The sequence below is a fragment of the Ruegeria sp. CDSA221 genome (assembly GCF_059611825.1).
Map to the genome: position 1 here is coordinate 70,557 of NZ_JBXWPK010000001.1, position 20,596 is coordinate 91,152.

At 54.4% G+C, this 20,596-nt stretch carries 14 protein-coding genes and 1 pseudogene; 13 read left to right on the top strand and 2 right to left on the bottom strand.

Annotated features, from left to right (window positions below; genetic code table 11):
• Positions 1-471 precede the first annotated feature (471 nt).
• From AC2FJ5_RS00360 to AC2FJ5_RS00375, 4 genes and pseudogenes are all read left to right on the top strand, one after another.
• Complete coding sequence (locus AC2FJ5_RS00360) at positions 472-2,394, top strand: DUF3604 domain-containing protein (RefSeq protein WP_496791987.1); 1,923 nt, start codon at positions 472-474, stop codon at positions 2,392-2,394.
• A gap of 160 nt (positions 2,395-2,554) precedes the next feature.
• On the top strand, positions 2,555-3,385 hold the full coding sequence (locus AC2FJ5_RS00365; protein ID WP_496791989.1) for a peptidyl-prolyl cis-trans isomerase: 831 nt from the start codon (positions 2,555-2,557) through the stop codon (positions 3,383-3,385).
• Positions 3,382-4,371: a HupE/UreJ family protein gene (locus AC2FJ5_RS00370; protein ID WP_496791990.1), complete on the top strand. Its 990-nt coding sequence runs from the start codon at positions 3,382-3,384 to the stop codon at positions 4,369-4,371. Before AC2FJ5_RS00365 ends, AC2FJ5_RS00370 begins: the two co-directional genes overlap by 4 nt.
• 7 nt (positions 4,372-4,378) lie before the next feature.
• A pseudogene (locus AC2FJ5_RS00375) lies at positions 4,379-4,486 on the top strand (IS6 family transposase); the annotation flags it as partial.
• Between the two features lie 119 nt (positions 4,487-4,605).
• Here the strand turns inward: AC2FJ5_RS00375 and AC2FJ5_RS00380 are convergent.
• Positions 4,606-7,482: an autotransporter family protein gene (locus tag AC2FJ5_RS00380; RefSeq protein WP_496791991.1), complete on the bottom strand. Its 2,877-nt coding sequence runs from the start codon at positions 7,480-7,482 to the stop codon at positions 4,606-4,608.
• Positions 7,483-7,713: 231 nt separating this feature from the next.
• Between AC2FJ5_RS00380 and AC2FJ5_RS00385 the strand changes: the two genes are divergently transcribed.
• The 9 genes from AC2FJ5_RS00385 to AC2FJ5_RS00425 all read left to right on the top strand — a co-directional run bounded on the left by AC2FJ5_RS00385 (position 7,714) and on the right by AC2FJ5_RS00425 (position 19,508).
• Positions 7,714-9,813, top strand: a complete 2,100-nt coding sequence (locus tag AC2FJ5_RS00385) for a tetratricopeptide repeat-containing sulfotransferase family protein (protein ID WP_496791992.1) — start codon at positions 7,714-7,716, stop codon at positions 9,811-9,813.
• Positions 9,814-10,389: 576 nt separating this feature from the next.
• The gene (locus tag AC2FJ5_RS00390; RefSeq protein WP_496702273.1) at positions 10,390-11,145 is read left to right on the top strand and encodes an SDR family oxidoreductase; all 756 of its coding nucleotides are present in this window, start codon (positions 10,390-10,392) and stop codon (positions 11,143-11,145) included.
• Between the two features lie 1,094 nt (positions 11,146-12,239).
• Positions 12,240-12,899, top strand: a complete 660-nt coding sequence (locus tag AC2FJ5_RS00395; RefSeq protein WP_496791994.1) for an ester cyclase — start codon at positions 12,240-12,242, stop codon at positions 12,897-12,899.
• Between the two features lie 123 nt (positions 12,900-13,022).
• Complete coding sequence (locus tag AC2FJ5_RS00400) at positions 13,023-14,261, top strand: ABC transporter substrate-binding protein (protein WP_496709696.1); 1,239 nt, start codon at positions 13,023-13,025, stop codon at positions 14,259-14,261.
• Positions 14,262-14,321: 60 nt separating this feature from the next.
• Complete coding sequence (locus AC2FJ5_RS00405) at positions 14,322-15,350, top strand: carbohydrate ABC transporter permease (RefSeq protein ID WP_496791995.1); 1,029 nt, start codon at positions 14,322-14,324, stop codon at positions 15,348-15,350.
• Positions 15,350-16,231, top strand: coding sequence for a carbohydrate ABC transporter permease (locus AC2FJ5_RS00410; RefSeq protein ID WP_496791996.1), 882 nt, complete (start codon positions 15,350-15,352; stop codon positions 16,229-16,231). The genes AC2FJ5_RS00405 and AC2FJ5_RS00410 overlap by 1 nt, the downstream gene beginning before the upstream one ends.
• Before the next feature lie 139 nt (positions 16,232-16,370).
• Positions 16,371-17,372, top strand: coding sequence for a nuclear transport factor 2 family protein (locus tag AC2FJ5_RS00415; RefSeq protein WP_496791997.1), 1,002 nt, complete (start codon positions 16,371-16,373; stop codon positions 17,370-17,372).
• Positions 17,369-18,520 (top strand): nuclear transport factor 2 family protein, encoded by a 1,152-nt coding sequence (locus AC2FJ5_RS00420; RefSeq protein ID WP_496791999.1) that lies wholly within the window; start codon positions 17,369-17,371, stop codon positions 18,518-18,520. Before AC2FJ5_RS00415 ends, AC2FJ5_RS00420 begins: the two co-directional genes overlap by 4 nt.
• Positions 18,513-19,508: a nuclear transport factor 2 family protein gene (locus AC2FJ5_RS00425; protein ID WP_496792000.1), complete on the top strand. Its 996-nt coding sequence runs from the start codon at positions 18,513-18,515 to the stop codon at positions 19,506-19,508. The genes AC2FJ5_RS00420 and AC2FJ5_RS00425 overlap by 8 nt, the downstream gene beginning before the upstream one ends.
• On the opposite strand, the gene AC2FJ5_RS00430 is transcribed toward AC2FJ5_RS00425, so the two are convergent.
• Entirely contained in the window at positions 19,509-20,534 is a 1,026-nt protein-coding gene (locus AC2FJ5_RS00430) for a LacI family DNA-binding transcriptional regulator (RefSeq protein WP_496792001.1), read from the bottom strand.
• Positions 20,535-20,596 lie beyond the last annotated feature (62 nt).

Consider the following 20,596-nt stretch of genomic DNA (forward strand, 5'->3'; position numbering starts at 1 on the left):
TGGCGGGTAGGTTTGGTGTTTCCATGACTGATCCTCCGAACCGCCATTCCATCCCACTTCAACAACCCGACGTTGACCGGTGCAGCATATCACTGGATGCTGCATCGCATCCGACGTCGAGTTTGAGCCCAAAATGATCCATGCCGCGATAGCCAAGAATGTCATCTAAGCGCAGCTATGCCGACTTTGCTAAAGTGCATACATGGCTCACGATAGACATTCGCCAATTCAATCCGCAATTTCTCCAAAGCTTCCGTTCTCAATGTTGAGCCCAACAATCGAGGCTATGACTTATCGAGGCATTTTCAGACCAACTTCGGCAGCCACACTCCTACTTGCATCATCGTGACAAAGCCGAGAGCTGAGTATTCCCACAAATGGAAAATTGATGTTATATAGAGAAATAGGAATATTAATTCTTGAGATGTAAGTCACCGGCACCACCGGGCGATCTTGAGTTGGGAGGTCAATATGCTTCGAGCTTTTGTTTATTCTATCTCACTGGGGCTGGCATCATCGACGGTCTTTGCCGACGCTGTTCCTAGCGAAGAAGCGGCGGAAGGCTTGTTCTCAAAGCAGCCGTATTCTCCATATGCGAACCGGACTTTCCCTGAGCGCCCGCTGTGGGGAGACTCGCATCTTCACACCGGACTTTCGCTGGATGCAGGTGCTTTCGGGAACACACTGTTACCTGATGAAGCTTGGCGCTTTGCAAAAGGTGAGCAGGTCATTTCATCCACGGGTCAACCAGTAAGACTGGCCCGGCCTCTCGACTGGATGGTTCTCACGGATCACACTGACCTGATGGGATTTGCCCCGGACCTTCAGGCTGGGAAGCCGGGCGTCCTTGCGGATCCAAAAGGATTGGAATGGTACGAAGGTTACAAGGCAGGTGGCGAAGAGGCCGGCAAAGCGGCGTTCGACATCATCACTAACTTTTCGCAAATGACCCTGCCAGAAGTTCTTCTGGAATCTTACAGCCCGGGTGCTGACGCTTTTGCTTTTACATGGGAGCAAATTGTTCTGGCTGCGGAAGAACATAACGACCCCGGCAATTTCACAGCGTTCATCGGATTCGAATGGACCTCTGTACCCAAGGGTTTCAATCTGCATCGAAACGTCATGCTGCGTGATGGGCCGATCAGGGCGCTTCAGATGGTGCCGCCGGTCACGCAACCACCCTTTGGTGATACCGACCCAAAGGCGCTCTATGCATGGCTAGAGGACTATCAAGAAAAAACGGGTGGGCGAGCGGTTGCTTTCGCCCATAACGGCAACCTTTCGAACGGATGGATGTTCCCGACCGAAGACACCTATCACGGTGGCAAGGTAGACGAGGAATATGTGGCCGCCCGCGCGAAATGGGAACCCCACTATGAAGTCACGCAGATCAAGGGCGACGGCGAAGCGCACCCCTTCCTGAGCCCCGATGATGAATTCGCGGATTACGAAAACTGGGACGTCGGCAACCTCGACATAACCGAGCTGAAAACCGATGACATGCTGGCTGGAGAATACGCCCGAGAAGCTTTGAAGCGCGGTTTGTTGTTAGAAGAAAAGTTCGGCGTTAACCCATATAAGTTCGGCATGGGCGGAGCAACGGACAGCCATACGTCTCTGGCAACTGCCGAAGAAGACAACTTCTTTGGAAAATCCGTCAGCGTTGAACCATCGGCCACGAGAATAAAGCATCCTTTCATCGCCAATGACCTTGGCGAAATTCCTGGCGACCTTCTTGTCGCATCGGGATACACGGCAGTTTGGGCGACCGATAATACTCGCGCTGCAATCTTCGATGCGTTCAAGCGACGCGAAACCTATGCAACCACCGGACCTCGGATCGGCCTGCGGTTCTTTGGCGGTTGGGGTTTCAGTGACGCGGATGTTGAAACACGCTTCCTTGCAGATGTGGGCTACACCAAAGGTGTTCCGATGGGCTCGGATCTGCGACCTCGCGAGGGTGAAGGTGCGCCCGCATTCCTGATCGCTGCACTACGCGACCCGGTTGGTGCCAATCTGGATCGCGTGCAGGTGGTAAAGGGTTGGCTGGATTCTGAAGGGGCCTTGCAGGAAAAGGTTTACGATGTGGCGTGGTCGGACAACCGTGTTGCTGACCAAAACGGCAAGATCCCTGCGGTTGGAAACACAGTAGATGTTGAAACCGCCAGTTGGACCAACACGATTGGAACTGCCGAACTTGTAACCGTTTGGTCTGATCCTGAATTCGATCCAAACGCACGCGCATTTTATTACCTACGCGCGATCGAAATTCCAACACCGCGTTGGATTCTTTACGATAAGCTGAGATTTGGCGCCGAATTGCCCGAAGACGCGGTGCTCACACATCAGGAACGCGCTTACTCTTCCCCGATTTGGTATACACCGGCAGAGTAACACTGCCGACCACGGCGTTGGCAACCGAGGTAGAAGCCTTTACCTCGGCCCATTCACCAGACGATTGATTTGTGCGTCGCGTTGATTTTCTTGCAATGCTCAATCGACTGATGTCAGCATCGATATGTAAAACCGGAGCGCGTTTCATGCAGGAGCTTTCATGCGAATATTGAAAGAACCCCTGTTCCATTTCTTCCTGATTGGAGCAGCTATTTTCATTTGGTTCCAAATGGTTGCGCCGGAAAACGAGACTGTCGAAGATTTTGGGACAATAACAATCGACGAAAACGATATCGCGCTTTTGTCTGATCAGTTTGAAGCACGGTGGAAACGGCGCCCAAGCGGTGCCGAGCTGCAAGCTTTGACCGATGCAACAATTCGCGAAGAGGTACTGGTCAGAGAAGCAAGAAAGCTTGGCCTTGATCGCGGAGACTCTGTGATCCGGTCTCGTCTCAGTCAAAAAATGGATTTCCTGACCGAAGCGATCGCCACGTCTGTTGTTCCGGAAGACGAAGATTTAGAGGCCTTTTTGCAAAACAACTCGGAGCGCTATGCGACGCCCCGCAAGCTGGCCTTCATTCAGGTCTTTATTGGTGAGGAGCCAAACAAAGCTGAAGTCGAGGGGGTATTGGCCGCCCTGCGCGCGGGAGATGAGGTTTCCGACCTGGGCGGCTCGACACTGCTGCCCGCATCTATGCCCTTGACTGCGACCAGAGTGATAGACTCGGTCTTTGGACCTGGCTTTTCCAAGGGTCTTACAACATTGGATAAAGGTCAGTGGGCTGGCCCGATCCAGTCGGGTTACGGAGTCCATCTAGTTCAGGTGCAAGACATCGAACCTAGTCAAATACCCCCATTGTCAGAAATTCACGATGCCGTGCTGCGGGATTGGCGTCGCGTGATGAGCGAAGATCTGGCGCAAGCGCAATATGAGATTCTTGCTGCCAACTATGAGATCATAGTGCCCGATCTCTCAGGTCAAACCAAATGAAAGCTGTATTTGGCCTACTGATTGCGTTGCTGATTTCGTGGGTCGCAGGAAATGCCTCGGCGCATGAGCTTGATCCGGGGTACTTGGAAATTCGCCAAATCACATCGGACACCTGGAGCGTTCATTGGCGAAAACCCGATGTGAATGGTCAACCCATGGCGATTGATGTCATGGCGCCGGATGGTTGCACCCCGGCGCGCGGCCCTACCCCAATTTTCGATGGCAGAGCATGGGTTTCTTCCTGGGTTATCGAGTGCCGCGGGGATATTGCGGGCCAACCCATCCAGATAGAAGGTTTGGAGGTTCAAAAGAACGACGTATTGGTCCGTGTGCAGCCCCTGCAGGCTGAGCCCACGACGCTTCGGTTTACATCAGAGATAGCAGCTAAGAACATACCTTCTGAACAGACCACATGGTCTGTTTTCACCGCGTATTTCCAGTTGGGTTTTGAACACATCCTGGAAGGCTGGGATCATCTGCTGTTTGTCTTCGCGTTGTTTATTTTGGTCCGTGATCCGTGGAAACTGGTGGGAGCAGTCACAGCATTCACACTGGCGCATTCAATAACACTGGCACTGGCAACGCTAGGTTTTCTGAATGTCCCTGGTCCGCCGGTCGAGGCCATCATAGCGCTTTCTATTGTTTTTCTGGCGATGGAAATTGTTAAGGGTGGCGACGGGCGTTTCCGACTTTCAAAGCAGAAGCCCTGGATCGTTTGTTTCGGGTTTGGGCTTTTGCATGGCCTTGGTTTTGCAGGCGCTTTGGCCGATATCGGACTACCCTCAAACGATATTCCTGCGGCCTTGCTTGCCTTCAACCTGGGCGTCGAGGCCGGCCAGTTGAGTTTTGTCGGGGCCTTGGCACTTCTTGTCGCGATCTGGCGGTTGATGGCACGTCCAGTTAGCCAAAGGGCGACTGTGATTACAGCCTATGGCATCGGGTCGGTATCGATGTACTGGCTCATAGAACGCATAAGTGGATTCTGAAGCGCTTTCAGCATCAGCAACTCCAGCTGGAATCGAAACTGCGCACATGATCAGGAAAGGTCAACTCACGCCAGGAGTCTGTCCATTCAAACAATGCGCCGAACTAGCCGGTTAACACCGATGCGATCGCTCAATCAGCTCACCATGCTCAAAAGTTTGCAACAGAGCCCGACATAGTTCAGCTTGGAGCCGATTTCTGCGGCACCGCTCCGGGTGCCGCAGTGCTCTTTAGATCTAGAACGACCAGCGAAGTCCGGCGCGCAGGAATGGCCCCTGAGCGTCGCTGCCGATTTCCTGTTCCGCCGTCAGTTCAAGCCGCATGTCCTGAATGAGATCTTGCTCGTATCCGACCACGACACTGGCGCCGGTAAAGTCGGTTGACGCAAAGGCCAGAGACTCGGTCTGAGAGAAGACGGTTACGTCGCCCTCGGAACTGCCTAGGTCGCGCCGCAACACGCCGCCAAGCTGACCGCTGAGAACACCGCCGTTTTCAAGGTCCTTTGATGCCTCAACCCCCAAACGGGCCTCGACAACTTCGGTGGTGATATCGCCGACGGTGGCATTCGCAGATGACCCCGTCTCGGTATAGCCGTCATCCTTTTGGTTGGTGTAACGGGCGCTGGCAAAACCAAGCAAACCGAAATCCTCACTGACATCGAATGCACGCTCGACCCCGATATTCGCGGTCAATAGCCTGCTGTTGTAATCAGCCTTGGCGTCAGAACTGCCCGCGATCGACCGGCTACGATCGGTCGTGAGCCAACCAATGCCAAACCCGGCATCCAGCGTGTAGGCACCAAACTGACGACCCACTGCGGCATCAAGATAGAAGCCATTTGTGTCAAAGTCGGTGGTGCTGTTGTCACCATCCGAAGTGAACACGCCCATGGCAACAGCCAGAGACACTCCGTTGTCCATCTGCCCCGTATACCCGGCGCTTCCGCTGAACATCGTCACGTCCGTGTCATCGTTCGAGCCGCTCTCGAACTCTCGATACTGGGCGTCGATCATTGCGAAGGGCCGGAAACCAGCGAAAGTTGCGCCCTGCGCGACCTGCGGTCCCTGACCATAGCTAAGCGCATTGCCACTGCCGCCGACAATGCTGCCGAAGAAGGCCGCGACATCGCCCGATGGTGCAATGTCATTGCCGTCGACCACAGAATAGATCGGGGCCGCGCCGCCCTTGTCCTGCACGAACCAAGCGGATTGCCCGTCAGACACGGTGGTCTTGAAGGTACCCGTACCCGGCGCGGCATCTTCGAACGCAAACACGCCACTGCCGCCTTTGGCTTCTAGGTTCACGTCATGGTCCTGAACGCGGATCAGACCCTCAACGTCGTCCATTGTATCGACATTCAGCGTCCCCGTGCCGGTTCCAAGGTAGACGGCGTAGACCTCATCATTCCCCGAAACCCTGATGGTCCCCAGATCATGAATCGTTCCGTCGAAATTGTCGAACTGAATACCGGCTGCACGGGTGCCGGAACTGCCGGTCGCGTGCACGGTAATCGGGCCCGTGTTCGAGAACGTTCCCTGCATGTCGCCGGCGTACACGCCGAATGCCTCGGATGCGTTTGGCGGTGGCCCACCATTCTGTTGCGCACCATTGGCGGTGACGGTGATGCTTCCGGTGTTCTTGATGTCACCGGTTACGATTTCATCAACATAAATCCCATAGGCCTCGGCAGAGGTGTCATGCGAAATCGCAGTCGCTGTAATCTCGCCCGTGTTTGCCAGAGAGCCGCTTAGGTCATCGGTAAGATAAAACCCCGAGGCTTCTGCAGAATCTTCGGCAGCTTCTGCGAAAAGCGTCATAGTGCCCGAGTTACGAATTGCACCGGAAACGTCATCCCCGGCATAAATGCCCGTCGCGGTCGCCTCGTCCGCGGTGTTGAGAGACAAAGCAGTGGCCGTAATCGTGCCCGAGTTTACCACGATCCCGTCAACAAGGTCCTCAAGGTAAAGCCCGCCCGCATATGCTACGTCATCGGTATCCGCACTGGCAAAGGCCTCAATTGTACCGCTGTTATGTACGGACGCGCCGGACAATACGTCATCATCGACGTAAATGCCGAAAGCAGAAGCGTCGGATTCAACACCGATTGCGGTTACCTCGATGGTACCGCTGTTATCGATCTGACCGGACAGGTCACGATCGACCAAAATTCCATAGGCAATCGCCTCATAGGTCGACGGGGCAGAGGCCAGAACCTCCAATGTGCCGGTATTGCGGATCACACCGTCCGCATTGCCATTGACTTCGATCCCAAAGGCAGACGCGGTACTGTCACTGGTCGATATGGCAACCGATTTGATTGTTCCCGAGTTCACGATCTGACCGGTTTCTTCCAGGTCACTTTGCACGTAAATGCCCCAGGCATAGGCATAATCATCGGCGAATGATCTGGCGCGGACATCAATCGTGCCGCTGTTTCTGATCACACCCGCGACGTCGCGGTCGACCGCAATACCGTAGATTGATGCGGTGCTTCCGTCGGTGATCAGCCCATCAACCTTGATCGTCCCGGTGTTGACGATCTTACCTGTTTCAGAAACGTCACCGTCAACGTAGATACCCCAGGCCTCGATATCGCCATCCGTGGACAACACGTCGACATCAATCGTTCCGGTGTTTTGGATTACCCCGTCGGCGTCACCGTTCACCAGCAAGCCATAGATATCCTGAGGATCAGACCCGGTGACATCTACAGAAATGGTGCCATTGTTCACCAAAGCACCGGATTGCTGCAAATTTCCGTCCAGCAAAAGTGCCGTCGCAGTATCGGTATCCGTTGCCGTGACCGAGATTGTCCCGTTATTCGTGAACGTGCTTGAGTAATCGGTCGTGATCGTCAAAGCTGCAGCGGTGGAAGAAGTTATCTCGATCGCGCCGCTTGCCGTTACTTTGTGATCCGCATCGGTCGAGAAAACCTGAGGTGTCGTCACCACATTCGAGATCGTATCCGCATGTACGTCCCCGGCCATCAGGGCAACCATTGATACTTGCGCCAGCAACGCCGCTGGAGCCGCGCTGACAATTTGGCCTTTCCACTTGAAAATACGCCCCCCACGGAGCTTGGGGGCGTTCGCCCTCGACTCATTATTAGTCATTTACTATCCCGTTAGATTATCTTGTTTTTTCTCGAAACTCGTCGCGTTTTTGCAATCGGCTCCGCTTACGAACCGTTAATAAATCGTTAACATGTATGCAATCTACCAATTTTCCATTGCATAGGATGACCTATTGCTGTTGGAAATTCGTAGGAAAACTGCAACACATTGTGGCGACTTGACGGCGCTTGAGATCAGGCAGTCGTCATGCGCCAGCCCGGAGCTACTTGAATGCCCAAAAACCAGACATTATCCATCGGTGAGGCCTACAACCAAGGAGTTCAGGCCTACGATACAGGGCATTTGAATAAAGCTGTCAACGTTCTGAACCAAGTGCTCAAGGCTGCGCCCGAATACGCGCCAGCGCATCAACTGCTTGGCGTAATTGCGTTTCAAACCGGTCAAAGCGGGCCAGCTGAAAATGCTATGCGCGAAGCGATCCGATTACAGCCGGACAATGCTGGGTTCCTTTCGAACTTCACCGAGGTGTTACGCACGAACGGAAAACCTGAAGAAGCAATCAGGGTTGGCAAACGTGCAGTCCAGCTTGACCCGGGGGTTGCAAATGCGCATTCAAACCTTGGGCTTGCCTATTACGATATAGGTGATTTATCCGAAGCCGAGGCATCTCAGAAGAGAGCGCTGGCCCTTAATCCAGATCTGATTGCTGCGCTGAATAATCTTGGATCAATCGCGCGCGACAACGAGGACAGGGAAGGGGCAATCTCGTTCTATCGTAGGGTGCTAGATTTGCGCCCGGACTATCTCGAGAGTGTCAACAATCTCATTTCTGTAATGATAGAAGCTGAGGAGCTAGAAGAAGCCAAAGATTTTGCAGATGACTGTCTTGGCAAGGGGCATATTTCCGCAGAGTTGCACCGCAATCGGGGACGGTTACACGTTTTGCAGAGCGAATGGGACGAAGCCGAATGCTGTTTTCGAAATGCGATTTCGCTAGATGAAAAAAAGCCCGAAGCTTATGTCGGGCTTGCGCAGGTCCTGATCGAGAAAAACCTGCATGAACTTGCCCTTGTCGAGGCAGAAAAAGCGCAGCACATAGACCCCGGCCACGCGCCTGCATATCACTATATAGCCGTTTGCAAATCGCACCTTGGCGACCTCGAGGCCGGTTTTGCCAACTATGAGAAGACCCTTGAGCTAAAACCGGATTTCTCGGCCACAATGATCGCCTTGGGCCATCTGGAGATGGAGCAGGGCAATTTTGACGCTGCCCGCAGCTGGTTCAACAAGGCCGCAGAAAGGGACAAAGCGCGTTTGAATGCGCAGATCGCGTTGGTTAAGTTGGATAAAGTTACCGAAGACAACCTTGATTTTCAGGGTCTTGTGGCTGCGTTGCCTGAAGCCGACAAGATGCTTCCTGAACAATCGGTATCGTATCACTACGCATTGGGAAAATGCTATGAGGACCTCAAGCGCTACGACAGCGCTTTTGAGCATTTTGCAAAAGGGGCTGCAATAAAGCGCAGCATTATCGATTTTGATGCCGACCAAATCGAGGAAACGGCAGACGACCTGATCACGGCCTTTACACCGGAACTGCTCGAAAAACTTCACCAGAGCTCGGTGGACAGCAGCCAACCAATTTTTGTTGTTGGCATGCCGCGGTCTGGAACGACGTTGACGGAGTCGATCCTCGCCAGCCATCCAGACGTATTCGGAGCCGGAGAGCTTAACTATTTGCACAAACTTTTCACCGATCAACTGCGCGGTGGAAACAAGAAAACTGGAAGTCTGATTGCGGCTCTCTCGGATCAGGAGCTTTCAAAACGCGCCCAACGATATGTCCAGCGGCTCGATGCGCACGCTCCTGGTAAACCTTATATCGTTGATAAGATGCCTGCGAACTTTCTGATGGTTGGCCTGATTCATGCGATCATGCCCAATGCGCGGATCGTGCATGTCGCGCGCAATCCGCTAGATACGTGTCTGTCCTGCTTCACCCGAGTGTTTCAGCGCAGTCAGCTCCACAGCTACGACCAGATCGAATTGGGTCGATACTTCAATGCCTATGTGCGCGTTATGCAGCATTGGAAGGAAGTTCTCCCCGCCGGCAGCTTTCACACCATTCACTATGAGAGCCTTATCGATGATATCGAGTTCGAAGCGCGACGCTTGATAGCATATTGTGGCCTCGAGTGGGATAATCGTTGTCTCGAGTTTTACAAAGGGGCACGACGTGTCCGCACTGCAAGTGTTCAGCAAGTGCGCCAGCCATTATACAGCTCGTCAAAGGAGAAATGGCGAAACTACGAATCTCACTTAGCACCGCTTATCGAGACAATCGGAGAAGCAAGGATTCCGTTTCGATGATCTTTGGATGGATATTGGTTCTAAAAAGTGTCGGATCTACTAAGGCGTGCTGTTATTGAGGCAAATTCCTCTGAGCCGCACATGAAATTGAGTGCAATCAATCGAACTTTGTTCATCCAGCCACAAGCGACGGAGAGCCAGCAAACCTAGCTTCTAACACCAAATTTCTGGGTGCATCTTTTCACTTGGTTAGAAAAAAGCAGTCATTCGAGTCAAAATCATCAAGGTCAGCAAAGTCCCGCAGACTGTGAGTTACCGTTCTACAGGTTTTTGCACGCGCGACGAACGGCAGCTATGCGGGTTGCGAACGCAGAAATGTAGTGCCCTGTCGAGTGACTGGTTTGGGCCGTTCTCGTAGGCTCAATCGTTAGATATTGCACTTGCAACAGCGTTGGTACTGATCCCAATAAAGTGATTTCGCTACCGCGAACGAACGGCGGCTCCCGTTTGAGGTCAACCAATTGATCCGTTTCTTGCGCTTTCACCTCAAGTAGCTCAACACCCGCAAGAACCGGGTCGCGATTCACTCGCATCATTCCTTAGGTGATTGGCATGTAATTTCAAAAAGGCATGACCATGGAACTTAAAGACAAAACCATCATCATTATCGGCGCGAGCAGCGGAATCGGTGCTGCAGCAGCGCTTCTGTTTGCCTCGGAAGGGGCGAATGTTGTGTTAGGTGCCCGCCGGGAAGCTCAGCTAAACACACTCGTCGGGCAGATTACCCAAAGCAACGGGCGCGCCGTTTACCTTGCGGGCGACGTGACGGACGAAACATATTCCAGGGATCTTGTTGATCTGGCGAAACGGCAGTTTGGCGGCCTTGATGGCGCATTTAACAATGCGGGCATTATGGGCGAGATGGGTCCAATTCCCGAAATGGAGTCCGGCAACTGGCAGTCGGTTCTTGCTACAAACCTCAACAGTGCATTTTTTGCGGCCAAAGCGCAGATTCCGGCAATGGAGGAACGCGGTGGCGGGTCTATTGTATTCACCGGAACTTTTGTTGGTGTCAGCAATGGGGGAATGCCCGGCATGGGGGCCTATGCCGCATCAAAGGCAGGTCTGATTGGGCTCGTACAGTCTTTGGCATCTGATCACGCGGCTAATGGCGTCCGTATCAACACCATTTTGCCGGGTGGTACTAAAACTGACATGGCTGGCGATGATCCTGCGACGCACGACATTATTGCCAACTTGCATCCCCTGAAACGCATGGCGGAGCCAAAGGAGATTGCCCAATCTGCATTGTTCCTGCTGTCAGATCGGGCAAGCTTCGTGACGGGTTCTCCGGTCGCCGTTGACGGTGGTATGGCGACCCGCCTGCTTTAGATATCTGCCGTTGGTTGCTTCGTAACCAACGGCGGTCTCCATCCAGACAAGATAGCTCGCCCAAAAATCCATATCGTGGTGAACGCCATCTTCGACGACTTTCGCCAGGGTATCGTCACCGCAGACTGAATATTCGGATTGGACTTTCGCTGCTCGCCACCTTTTTGATCAGGTAGATGGGCTTTGTTGCGCAAATCGGAGTTTGAGCGCAGTTCCCCCTTCCCCGGACAGACTTATCCTATATCTGCGGCTCAACTGAGGATGATGCCGCGCTGCCTCCGAGGTCCGCTCTGAGCCCTTCCTGTGAGTTCACTGTTCTTGCTGCGAGCGCACGCAGCGCAGATTTTTCTGCTGTTGCTGAATTTAGGCGGTCGCAACGCGGCGAGAAAACCGGCCGTTTAAACATATCGCAGCAAATCTGGAATCATCAATTCATAGGTCGCGGACAATGCAGAAGATCGGCATTCGCGACCCGAGGTCCACCTTAGTGAGCATCGCGAAAGCAGGGAAAGCGCCACAACGGGATCCGAAAATTTGATGCGGTTATTCTCTCAGCCTAGCTCAATGTGGAAATTAGAAGCTAGTATCATGCGTGAAGTCGTGGCGCATGCTCTTCCCTATCGTCCACCAAAGCTGAAGGGAGTCCCTTTCAGGTAAGGTTGGTGTTGATACCATTTTCAGGGTGTTCTTTTGGGATAGAGTGAAAGCGGTAATTTGTAGAGAAAAGGGCACCAATGGATCGACGTGAGAGCGCATTAGACGCAGCCAAGAAGACAGTCTTGTCGCATCAGCGGCACATAGACACTGCACCGAAGTTTGCGCTTGCTGAAGGGCTTTCGGTCGAAACCAGCGCGAATTGCAGTTTTCAGTTCACTGCACCGTTCCGGGAATGCGTCGGCGCCGAAGATGCCGACAAGAATTTTTGGGGCCCATTGCGAAGTTCGTTTTCTCCCCTTCAACGCAGACCGGACATATTTTTTGCAGGCTACAATCACCTGAGCGATGAACCTGGCGTTTGGGTTGCTTCTATGGGGCACCTTCTTGGTCTGTTCGATCAGCCGTTTCTCGGAATGCGTCCGACCCGACAGTCAACAATGCTCAGATACGCAGAATTCAGCATGGTCGTGGACGGCAAGATAACCGAAACAACGATGTTCCTGGATGTGCTGAATCTGATGGCGCAGGTGCGGGCCGAAGCACTTCCGCCGTCGACCGCCGCGACGATGGTGACGCCCGGGCCGCGCACGCATGACGGCCTGCTTTTCAACAGCCAACCTTCGAGCGAAGGCGAAAAGACTTTGAAGCTGTTTCTCAGGATGATCGACCGTTTGCTGGCGGAAGATGTTCACACAACAAACACGGATCTGTCGTTGGATTGGAAGGAAGACATGATCTGGTGGGGGCCAGGCGGCATCGGTGCACCCTACACCCAGGAACGCTATCTTGAGCAGCATTGCGTTCCCTTCGAAGAAGGCTTGAAGTGGGGCGACTTTTTCGGTCACCGAACGGAGTTCGCAGAAGGCCACTATGGTGGATTCTTCGGTTGGCCCACATTTGATGTGACCTCGCTTGGGGGATATATCGGGCTTGCCCCGAAGTCCGAGAAGAAGGCGACGATGCGCGTTGTCGACCTCTATCGGCGGGAGGGTGACAAAATCGCTGAAAATTGGAACTTCATTGATCATCTGCACTTTCTTGAACAATTAGGTGTCGATCTTATTGCGCGACAACGCCTGCTGACCGGATTGGATTGAGGTTTTGATATTTTAAGAGAATCGAGTATAGTCGACATCGCATACGTATGCGATGTCGAGCGACCAAACTGCTCGTATCTGCTTCTAAGCTGACCCAACGAGGTCGAACCCAGGGAGAAAAACATGTCTATCATCACTCGTCTGGCAGTTACTTCAACTGCGCTTGGAATGACGGTCGGGGCTGCGTTCGCTGATTGTCCGGTTACCAGCGGAAGCGTCAGAATCCTTGCCAACGACTTTCCAGCGTTGCATGCGGTTGTCGATAACGCCGAAGCGTGCGTCGGAGAGGGTGCGGAATTCTCGAAAAACCACTCAACCAAGCACAATGAAATACAGGTTGCAGCGCTCACGGCCAATCCGGCTGAGTATACGACTAAAATCGTAGCGAACTCGTCCATCGTTCCTTTGTTGAATGATGGGCTGATACGCCCGCTGGATGATCTCGTCGCCAAGCACGGTCAGAATTTGCAACCAAACCAGCTAATTCGTGTCGATGGTAAGATCATGGCGATTGCCTTCATGGCCAATGCACAGCATCTGATCGTGCGCCAGGACATTCTTGACCAGGTCGGCAAAGGGGTGCCGACATCCTACGAAGAGGTGCTTGATGTTGCCGAAGCCATCCGCGCGGCTGGCATCATGGAATACCCTTTCGCAATGTTGACCAAATCGGATTGGAACCTCGGCGAAGAGGTCGTGAACATGTATCTCGGTCACGGCGGCGAATTTTTCAAACCCGGCACGGCTGAGGTGTCCATCAACAACGAAGCAGGCGTCGCGACGCTGAACATGCTGAAATCGCTGATGGAATATTCCAACCCTGACTTCCTGACCTACAATACTGGCGCAGTCGTGCCGCTTTGGGAATCGGGCGAGTTAGCAATGGCTGTCATCTGGGGATCGTCGGTGGGTGGTCTGCTCGACGACGAGGGTTCTACACCTGAAATCGTTGCGGCGACGATGCCTGCCGGTGCGATGACTGTTGCGGGCGGTTCGACGCCAGCGTCATCGCTTTGGTGGGACGGTTTCACCATCGCCGCGAATATCAGCGGTGAAGATGCCGAAGCTACTTTCATTGCGATGGTCAATGGCATCTCTGATGACATGGTCATGGCTAATAACGACAAGGCCGTTTGGTTGATGGAAAGCTACAAACCTGGCGTCGCTGCTGAGGGCGTCGCGGCCGTCGCAGGTGCCGGTGCCGAGCCTTATCCGATGCTGCCCTACATGGGGCTTCTGCATTCGGCATTTTTCCAAGAGGTGCCAGACTTTCTGCAGGGCAACGAAAGCGCTGAACAAACCCTAGCTGACATCGAAGCGGCTTATACCGCTGCTGCAAAGGAACAAGGGTTCCTCAAGTAAACACTCAAATGGTGCGCGGCGCTCTTTCTGCGCCGCGCACAACTTTGCCGGGTTTTCACTATGCCGCACGGAACTTTTGCACGATTTATCTGGCCATCATTCCTGGCAATGATCCTGTTCATTGCCCTGCCGATCGTGTCGGTAGCGATGCAGTCGTTCTTTGTTGAACATGAACAGGTCATGCGTGAGGTCGAGAATTGCGGGCCCTTCACATGTACCACGATTCTGCAGGTCGATCTGGAAGCAACCGACGCGTTGAAGGTCGACGCACCTCTCGGGCGTTATAACGGCTTGGGAACCTACACAAACCGTGGGCATCTGGCCTTTGACGAAGTGAGTGAGATCTGGGCAGCATCTGAATCTTTCGGGGGATTCATCTCGGGGGTTTACAACCTGCCGTTCTACAAGGCGCTTTTCTTCACGCTTGCCTATACCTTCGTCGTCACACCGTTGGTGATCGTCTTTGGTCTATTGATAGCTCTGGGTGTGAACCGCCTTCCAAAAGTCACCAAGGGGCCGACAATCTTTGCCTCGCTCTTGCCGATGATCGTGACGCCTCTGATCGGGGGCTTGATCCTTTTTTGGATGGTAGACGCAGACGGCATCATCGGGGCTACGCTGCAGATCATCTTTGACGATCCTGATCTGAGCCTGAAAGCTTCGGCACCGCTCACTTGGATCATGCTGATGGTCTACGGCGTCTGGCATTCGACGCCCTTTGCCTTCGTTGTGTTCTACGCGGGGTTACAAACGGTTCCCACGGACACTCTCGAAGCTGCGAAGATCGACGGGGCAAGCCGGTTTCAACAAGTCCGATATGTCATTGTCCCTTACATGACGCCGCTTCTGGTCTTTATCACCTTGATGCAACTGATGGACAATTTCCGCGTCCTTGAACCCATCGTGTCCTTCTCGGCCGAAGCCAAGGCCAGATCGCTCAGTTGGATCATCTACAACGACCTTTCGGGGCAGGATAAACTCTTCGGCTCCGCGGCAGCGACATCGATGCTGACAATCCTCGGCGTTGCCATCCTGCTGACACCAGTGCTGATCAAGACCTGGCGCGACTTTAATCGGAGGGCCGTCTAATGGCATCGACGGCGAGTAAATCACCACGTCTGCTCACCTGGTTCGCAACCTCGATGATCATCTTCTGGCTGATGATCGCGATCGGGCCGTTTGTCTGGACGGTCTGGGGATCCTTTAAGGTTCAGGGCGATTTCTTTTCCAAAGCTGATTGGCGGAACGCGATCTACGGCGTCTATACGCTTGCAGAAACCGGCAGCAGTTTCACCGGCAATGGCTATCATGGTGCCTGGATCCAAGAAGAATTCTGGCGAAATGTGCTGAATACGACCGTTGTCGTTGTTTGTACCGTCATTATATCTTTAACCTTGGGAACCTTAGGCGGATACGCGTTGGCGCGTTCCGGATATCGTTACGCATTCTGGCTTTTGATCGCCGCACTCGTGTTTCGGGCCATGCCGCATATCACGCTCGTCTCAGGCTACCTACTGCCTTTCTTCGAATGGAACCTATGGGGGCGGCTTTCGACCACCATTGTCGTTCTGGTCGCAATCAATCAGCCATTCACGCTTTGGATGCTGCACTCATTCTTTCTGAACATCCCGAAGGATATGGACGAAAGCGCCATGGTCGATGGATGCACCCGGTTTCAGGCGTTCTGGCATGTAATCATCCCGGTCATGTGGCCGGGCGTGATTACAACCGGGCTGTTTTCCTTCCTTCTGGCCTACAATGATTTTGCAATTACCTCGATGCTTCTGAGTTCGGAAAACCAGACGATGGTACCCAAAATCGCAAGTTTCCTTACCCAGATACGCGAACAGGGCAACGTGATGTTCGCCGTTTCAGCGGTGGTGAGTGCCATGGTGCCTCTGTTCTTCCTGGTTTTGTTCTTCCAACGCCAGATCGTTAGCGGGCTAACTGCCGGCGCGGTGAAAGGGTGAGGCGATGGACCGTCTGACACTCGCCTCCGCACCGCTGATTTTCACATGGTATCTGGGAGATCGTCTTCAAACCTAGGGTGTGTCGCGCCGTTAACGCAACGCCGCAACCCAACAGCCACCTCTAGATTAAGGAAGATCCATGTCAGTAGACCTGCAATCCGCCAAGTCGCTTGTTCAAGCGTATTTCACTGCCCGTGACAAAGGCGCCCCCGGGGCCGAAACCGCTGCTGCTTGCGCAGAGTACCTGTCCCCTGCGCACGCCTACCGTGGTATGCGCCCATTTTACGATGTCGAAGGGCCTGAAGTATTGGCCGACACCGTCTGGACACCGCTGAAGAATGCCATGTCCGCCATCCAGCGGCGTCCCGATATCTTCTTCGCTAGCCATGCCGATCTTAACCCGGGTGCGGGAACCTGGGTTGTCGAAATGGGCAATTTCCTGTGCGATTTCACGGACGACTGGCTGGGCATATCCGCCACCGGAAAAACCACCTATTTGCCCTACGCGACGATGTCGCGGGTCCAGGACGGAGCCATTGTCGAAACGGTCGAGTTTCTGGATATTCTCGCCATCTTGAGCCAGGCCGGCCGGAACCCGCTGGCGAAACACCAGACCGGGGGCATGATGATGTCGCCGGGACCAATGACCCACGACGGGCTTCTGCATGACCCCCAGCCCGGGGACCTGACCCAGAACACCTATGATCTGACCCACGCCATGCTGACCGATCTGGCGCTGAGCTATACGTCGCCCGGCGATCATCTGGTCCGGTTCTGGAACACGGACATGAACTGGTTCGGCCCGGCCGGCATCGGAGCCAGCCTCTCCATTCCCGGCTACCAACGCGGACACACCCTGCCTTTCGAAGCAAAGCAAGACGTGGTGAAGATCCACGATTGGGAACTTGCACTGGCCGAAGGCAACATTGCCGCCTTCATGTGGTGGCCTTGCCTGACCCTTCGCAACACCGGCGATTACCTCGGCGCGCCTGCCAATGACGTGGCTGCCGAAATGCGCGTCGTGGACCTTTATCGCCGCGACGGCGACAAGCTCGCCGAGAACTGGATATTCATCGACATCCTGCATTTCCTTGCCGAACAGGGCGTTGATCTTTTGGCCAATACTGGAGAGACCGAATGACCCAATTCATGCCCGATCGCTCGAAATCGCATCATCCGGCCGCCGCCTTGTCGCGGGGTCACATGCCCACGTCGTTCGACATATCTCTCAAGAACTACACCAAGGGCGGGGCGCACCGGATCCCGCCCTATCTCGGGCCGTCGCAGTCGCTTGGCGGGTTCGATCCCGAGTACCGCAACATCGTCGACTATATCGTCCGCATCACATATCGCATCTGGGAAACCGAGGCCCGTGAAGTCGAATATATCGAAGCGTGTTACTCCGACGATAGCCTTGTCTATGACGACTATGGTCTGCAGCACGGCAACGCCAAGATCGTCGGCGACACGCACCACACCACCGGCGCAATCCCCGACATTATCCTTAACGCGGAAGAGGTGATCTGGGCTGGCGATGACACTATCGGATTTCACACTTCACACCTGACGCGCATCAAGGGCAAGAACACCGGGCCGAGCAAATACGGCGACCCGACCGGAGCTGAGGTCGACGTCATGGTCATTGCCAACTGTGTGGCACTTGGCAACGACATTTTTCTTGAGCACGTGCTTTACAACACATCCGCCATGCTCAAGCAGTTGGGCCTTGATCTTTGGGAAGAGGCGGACAGGCTGGCCGTCGATCCTTTCCCCGGCTGGCCGCGTAGCGCCGAAACTTGGGCCGATCTGCGGTCCGGTGTGCGTCCTGAGCGCCCGTTGAGCGTTGGCGAACCTGTTGAGGGGTTCGACCCCGATGCTTTTGCCAGAGCCATCCATGACAGCCTTTGGAATGCCGATGGGGCGGCACTGGATGAATGCTATGCCGCCGATGTGTCATTCGAAGGGACAACCGATCGCAAGTTTTTCGGGCGGGACGCTTATCGCGCCTACATCGCCGAACTGCGTGAAGCCTTCCCTGACATGAAACACCATGTCGACGAGGTCTACTGGATGGGCAACGATGACGACGGTTATCTGATCTCGACCCGTTGGAGCGCCGATGCCACCCATACCGGTGGCACTCTCTACCGAGACCCCACGGGGCAGAAATGCCAGATCTGGGGCATCACGCAACAGCGCGTCAAGAATGGCGTGGTTCAGCAGGAATGGCAGCTTTTCAACGAGTTGGACCTGATGATCCAGATCGCCATGGCCCGCCGCGATGGCTGATTATCAGGACGCCAAGGCGCTTGTCCGCTCCGCCAATGCGGCTATTGATGCGGCAGGCACGGAAAGTGTTTCCGAGGCGATGACACCTCTTTTCGCCGCCAATCTTGCGTGGCGCGGCATGTACCCGTTTCATGAGCAGATCAGTCCGGAACGCGTTGCTGACGTCTTCTGGCGGCCGTTGAAACAGGCCATGGGGCCATTGCAACGGCGGCCGGACATTTTCTTTGCCGGACGGAACGAACTTGACGGGTTTTCCTCGGTCTGGGTTGTCGAAATGGGGCATCTGATGGGCACATGGGATCAGTCCTGGATCGGGCTCGCACCCTCCCGCAAGCTTTCGTTTCTGCGCTATTGCGAGTTTCACCGCATTGAGAAGGAAAAGATCGTCGAAACCGCCTGCTACGTCGATATCCTGAACCTTTTGGCGCAATCGGGACGTCATCCAAGCGCGGGCACAACCGGATCGGTCCTGTTGACGCCTGGACCTGCGACGCATGATGGCCTTTTGTACGATGCGCATTCGGAAACCGAAGGCCGGGCGAGTGTCGGTCTGATCTCTGACATGGTCACCGATTTGCGCGCGAATAAAGTTGGCTCGCCCGAAGAGCACATGACCCGTTTCTGGACGCCCAATATGTGCTGGTTCGGCCCCGGCGGCATCGGCGCCAGCGCATTCTTCGATGGTTATCGGCGCGGCCACTCAGGACCGTTCGAGGAGGGTCTGGAATACGTTCGCCACACCGAACATGTCGCGCGTTTGGGCGAGGGCAACTACGGCGGGTTCTTCGGCTATCCCAGCCTATCCTTACGGTCGAAGGGTGGGTTTCTTGGTCTACCGCCTGGCGAAGTCGAAGCCGACATGCGGATCGTTGATCTCTACCGCCGCGATGGCGAAAAACTGGCCGAGAACTGGATCTTCATCGACATCCCACATTTCATGGCCATGCAAGGAGTGGACATTCTGGCAGAGCTTGGGCGCGAAAGCTGATCAGGTTCTGTTTGCCACGGTGCCGCGCTCGACCAGTTCTGGCACGATGCTCACGTTACCTGCTGTGTCGTTTCCGGCTATCGCAGCTAGCATCAGCGAGACGGATTGGTCGATCATCCGGTTGATCGGCTGGCGCAATGTCGTCAGATCATACTCAGGCATTGCCGCCATTGGAATGTCGTCAAAGCCGACAATCGACACGTCTTGCGGCACCGTGAGTTTCAACTCGCTGCGAATTACGCCGAGTGCTTCGATCGCCATGTAGTCGTTGGCGATGAAGATCGCATCTGGCCGCTTTGGCGCTGGTCTGTCCAAAAGTTTGAGCGCAGCAGAGCGCGTCTCAGCCAGATCAAAATGCCCGGCAGCATGATCAAACAGGCTGTGTCCCTGATCCGACAGCTCTTGCTCAAATCCCAATTGGCGGTCGCGCCCGGTCGAAGATTCCGCCCAACCGGACAGCAACGCAATCTTCTGGTGTCCAGTTTCAATGAGATAGCGCGCTGCCAAGCGTCCGCCCAGGACATTGTCTGACGACACGCAAGACACACCTTCCTCAACCTTTATCCGGTTGAACATAACGACTGAGATACCTTGATCCTGGCAATGCTTGCAAAGCGACGAAGACAGTTCGACCGATGCGGTGATAATCCCGTCAACCTTGTATTCCAGCAATTCGGATACCGTCTCTTCGACCCCGACTGCGGTTTCCGGCATCATGAAAACCATCGCGTGATAGCCGTTCTTCTGCAATTCGATACAGAGCTTTTCCAGTGCCAGCGCATAGAATTGATTGTCCAGATAGCTGAACAGCAAGGCGATGATCTTCGAGCGCCCAGTGATCATCGACCGGGCAAGAGCGTTTGGCCTATAGCCCAACTCCTTGGCCGCATCGAAGATTCTCTTCTTCGCTTCCGCCGATACGCCGGACTGAGTGGGTACACGAGAGAAGGCGCGGCTCACGGCGGATTGCGACACGCCCGCCCGTTTGGCGACGTCGACCGAAGTTACTGAATTCTTCCTGGCCATGTTCCAGATGCCCCGAATTTTTTGTTCCATTTGCCCCGTAATCAACGGAGAATCCGAGGATA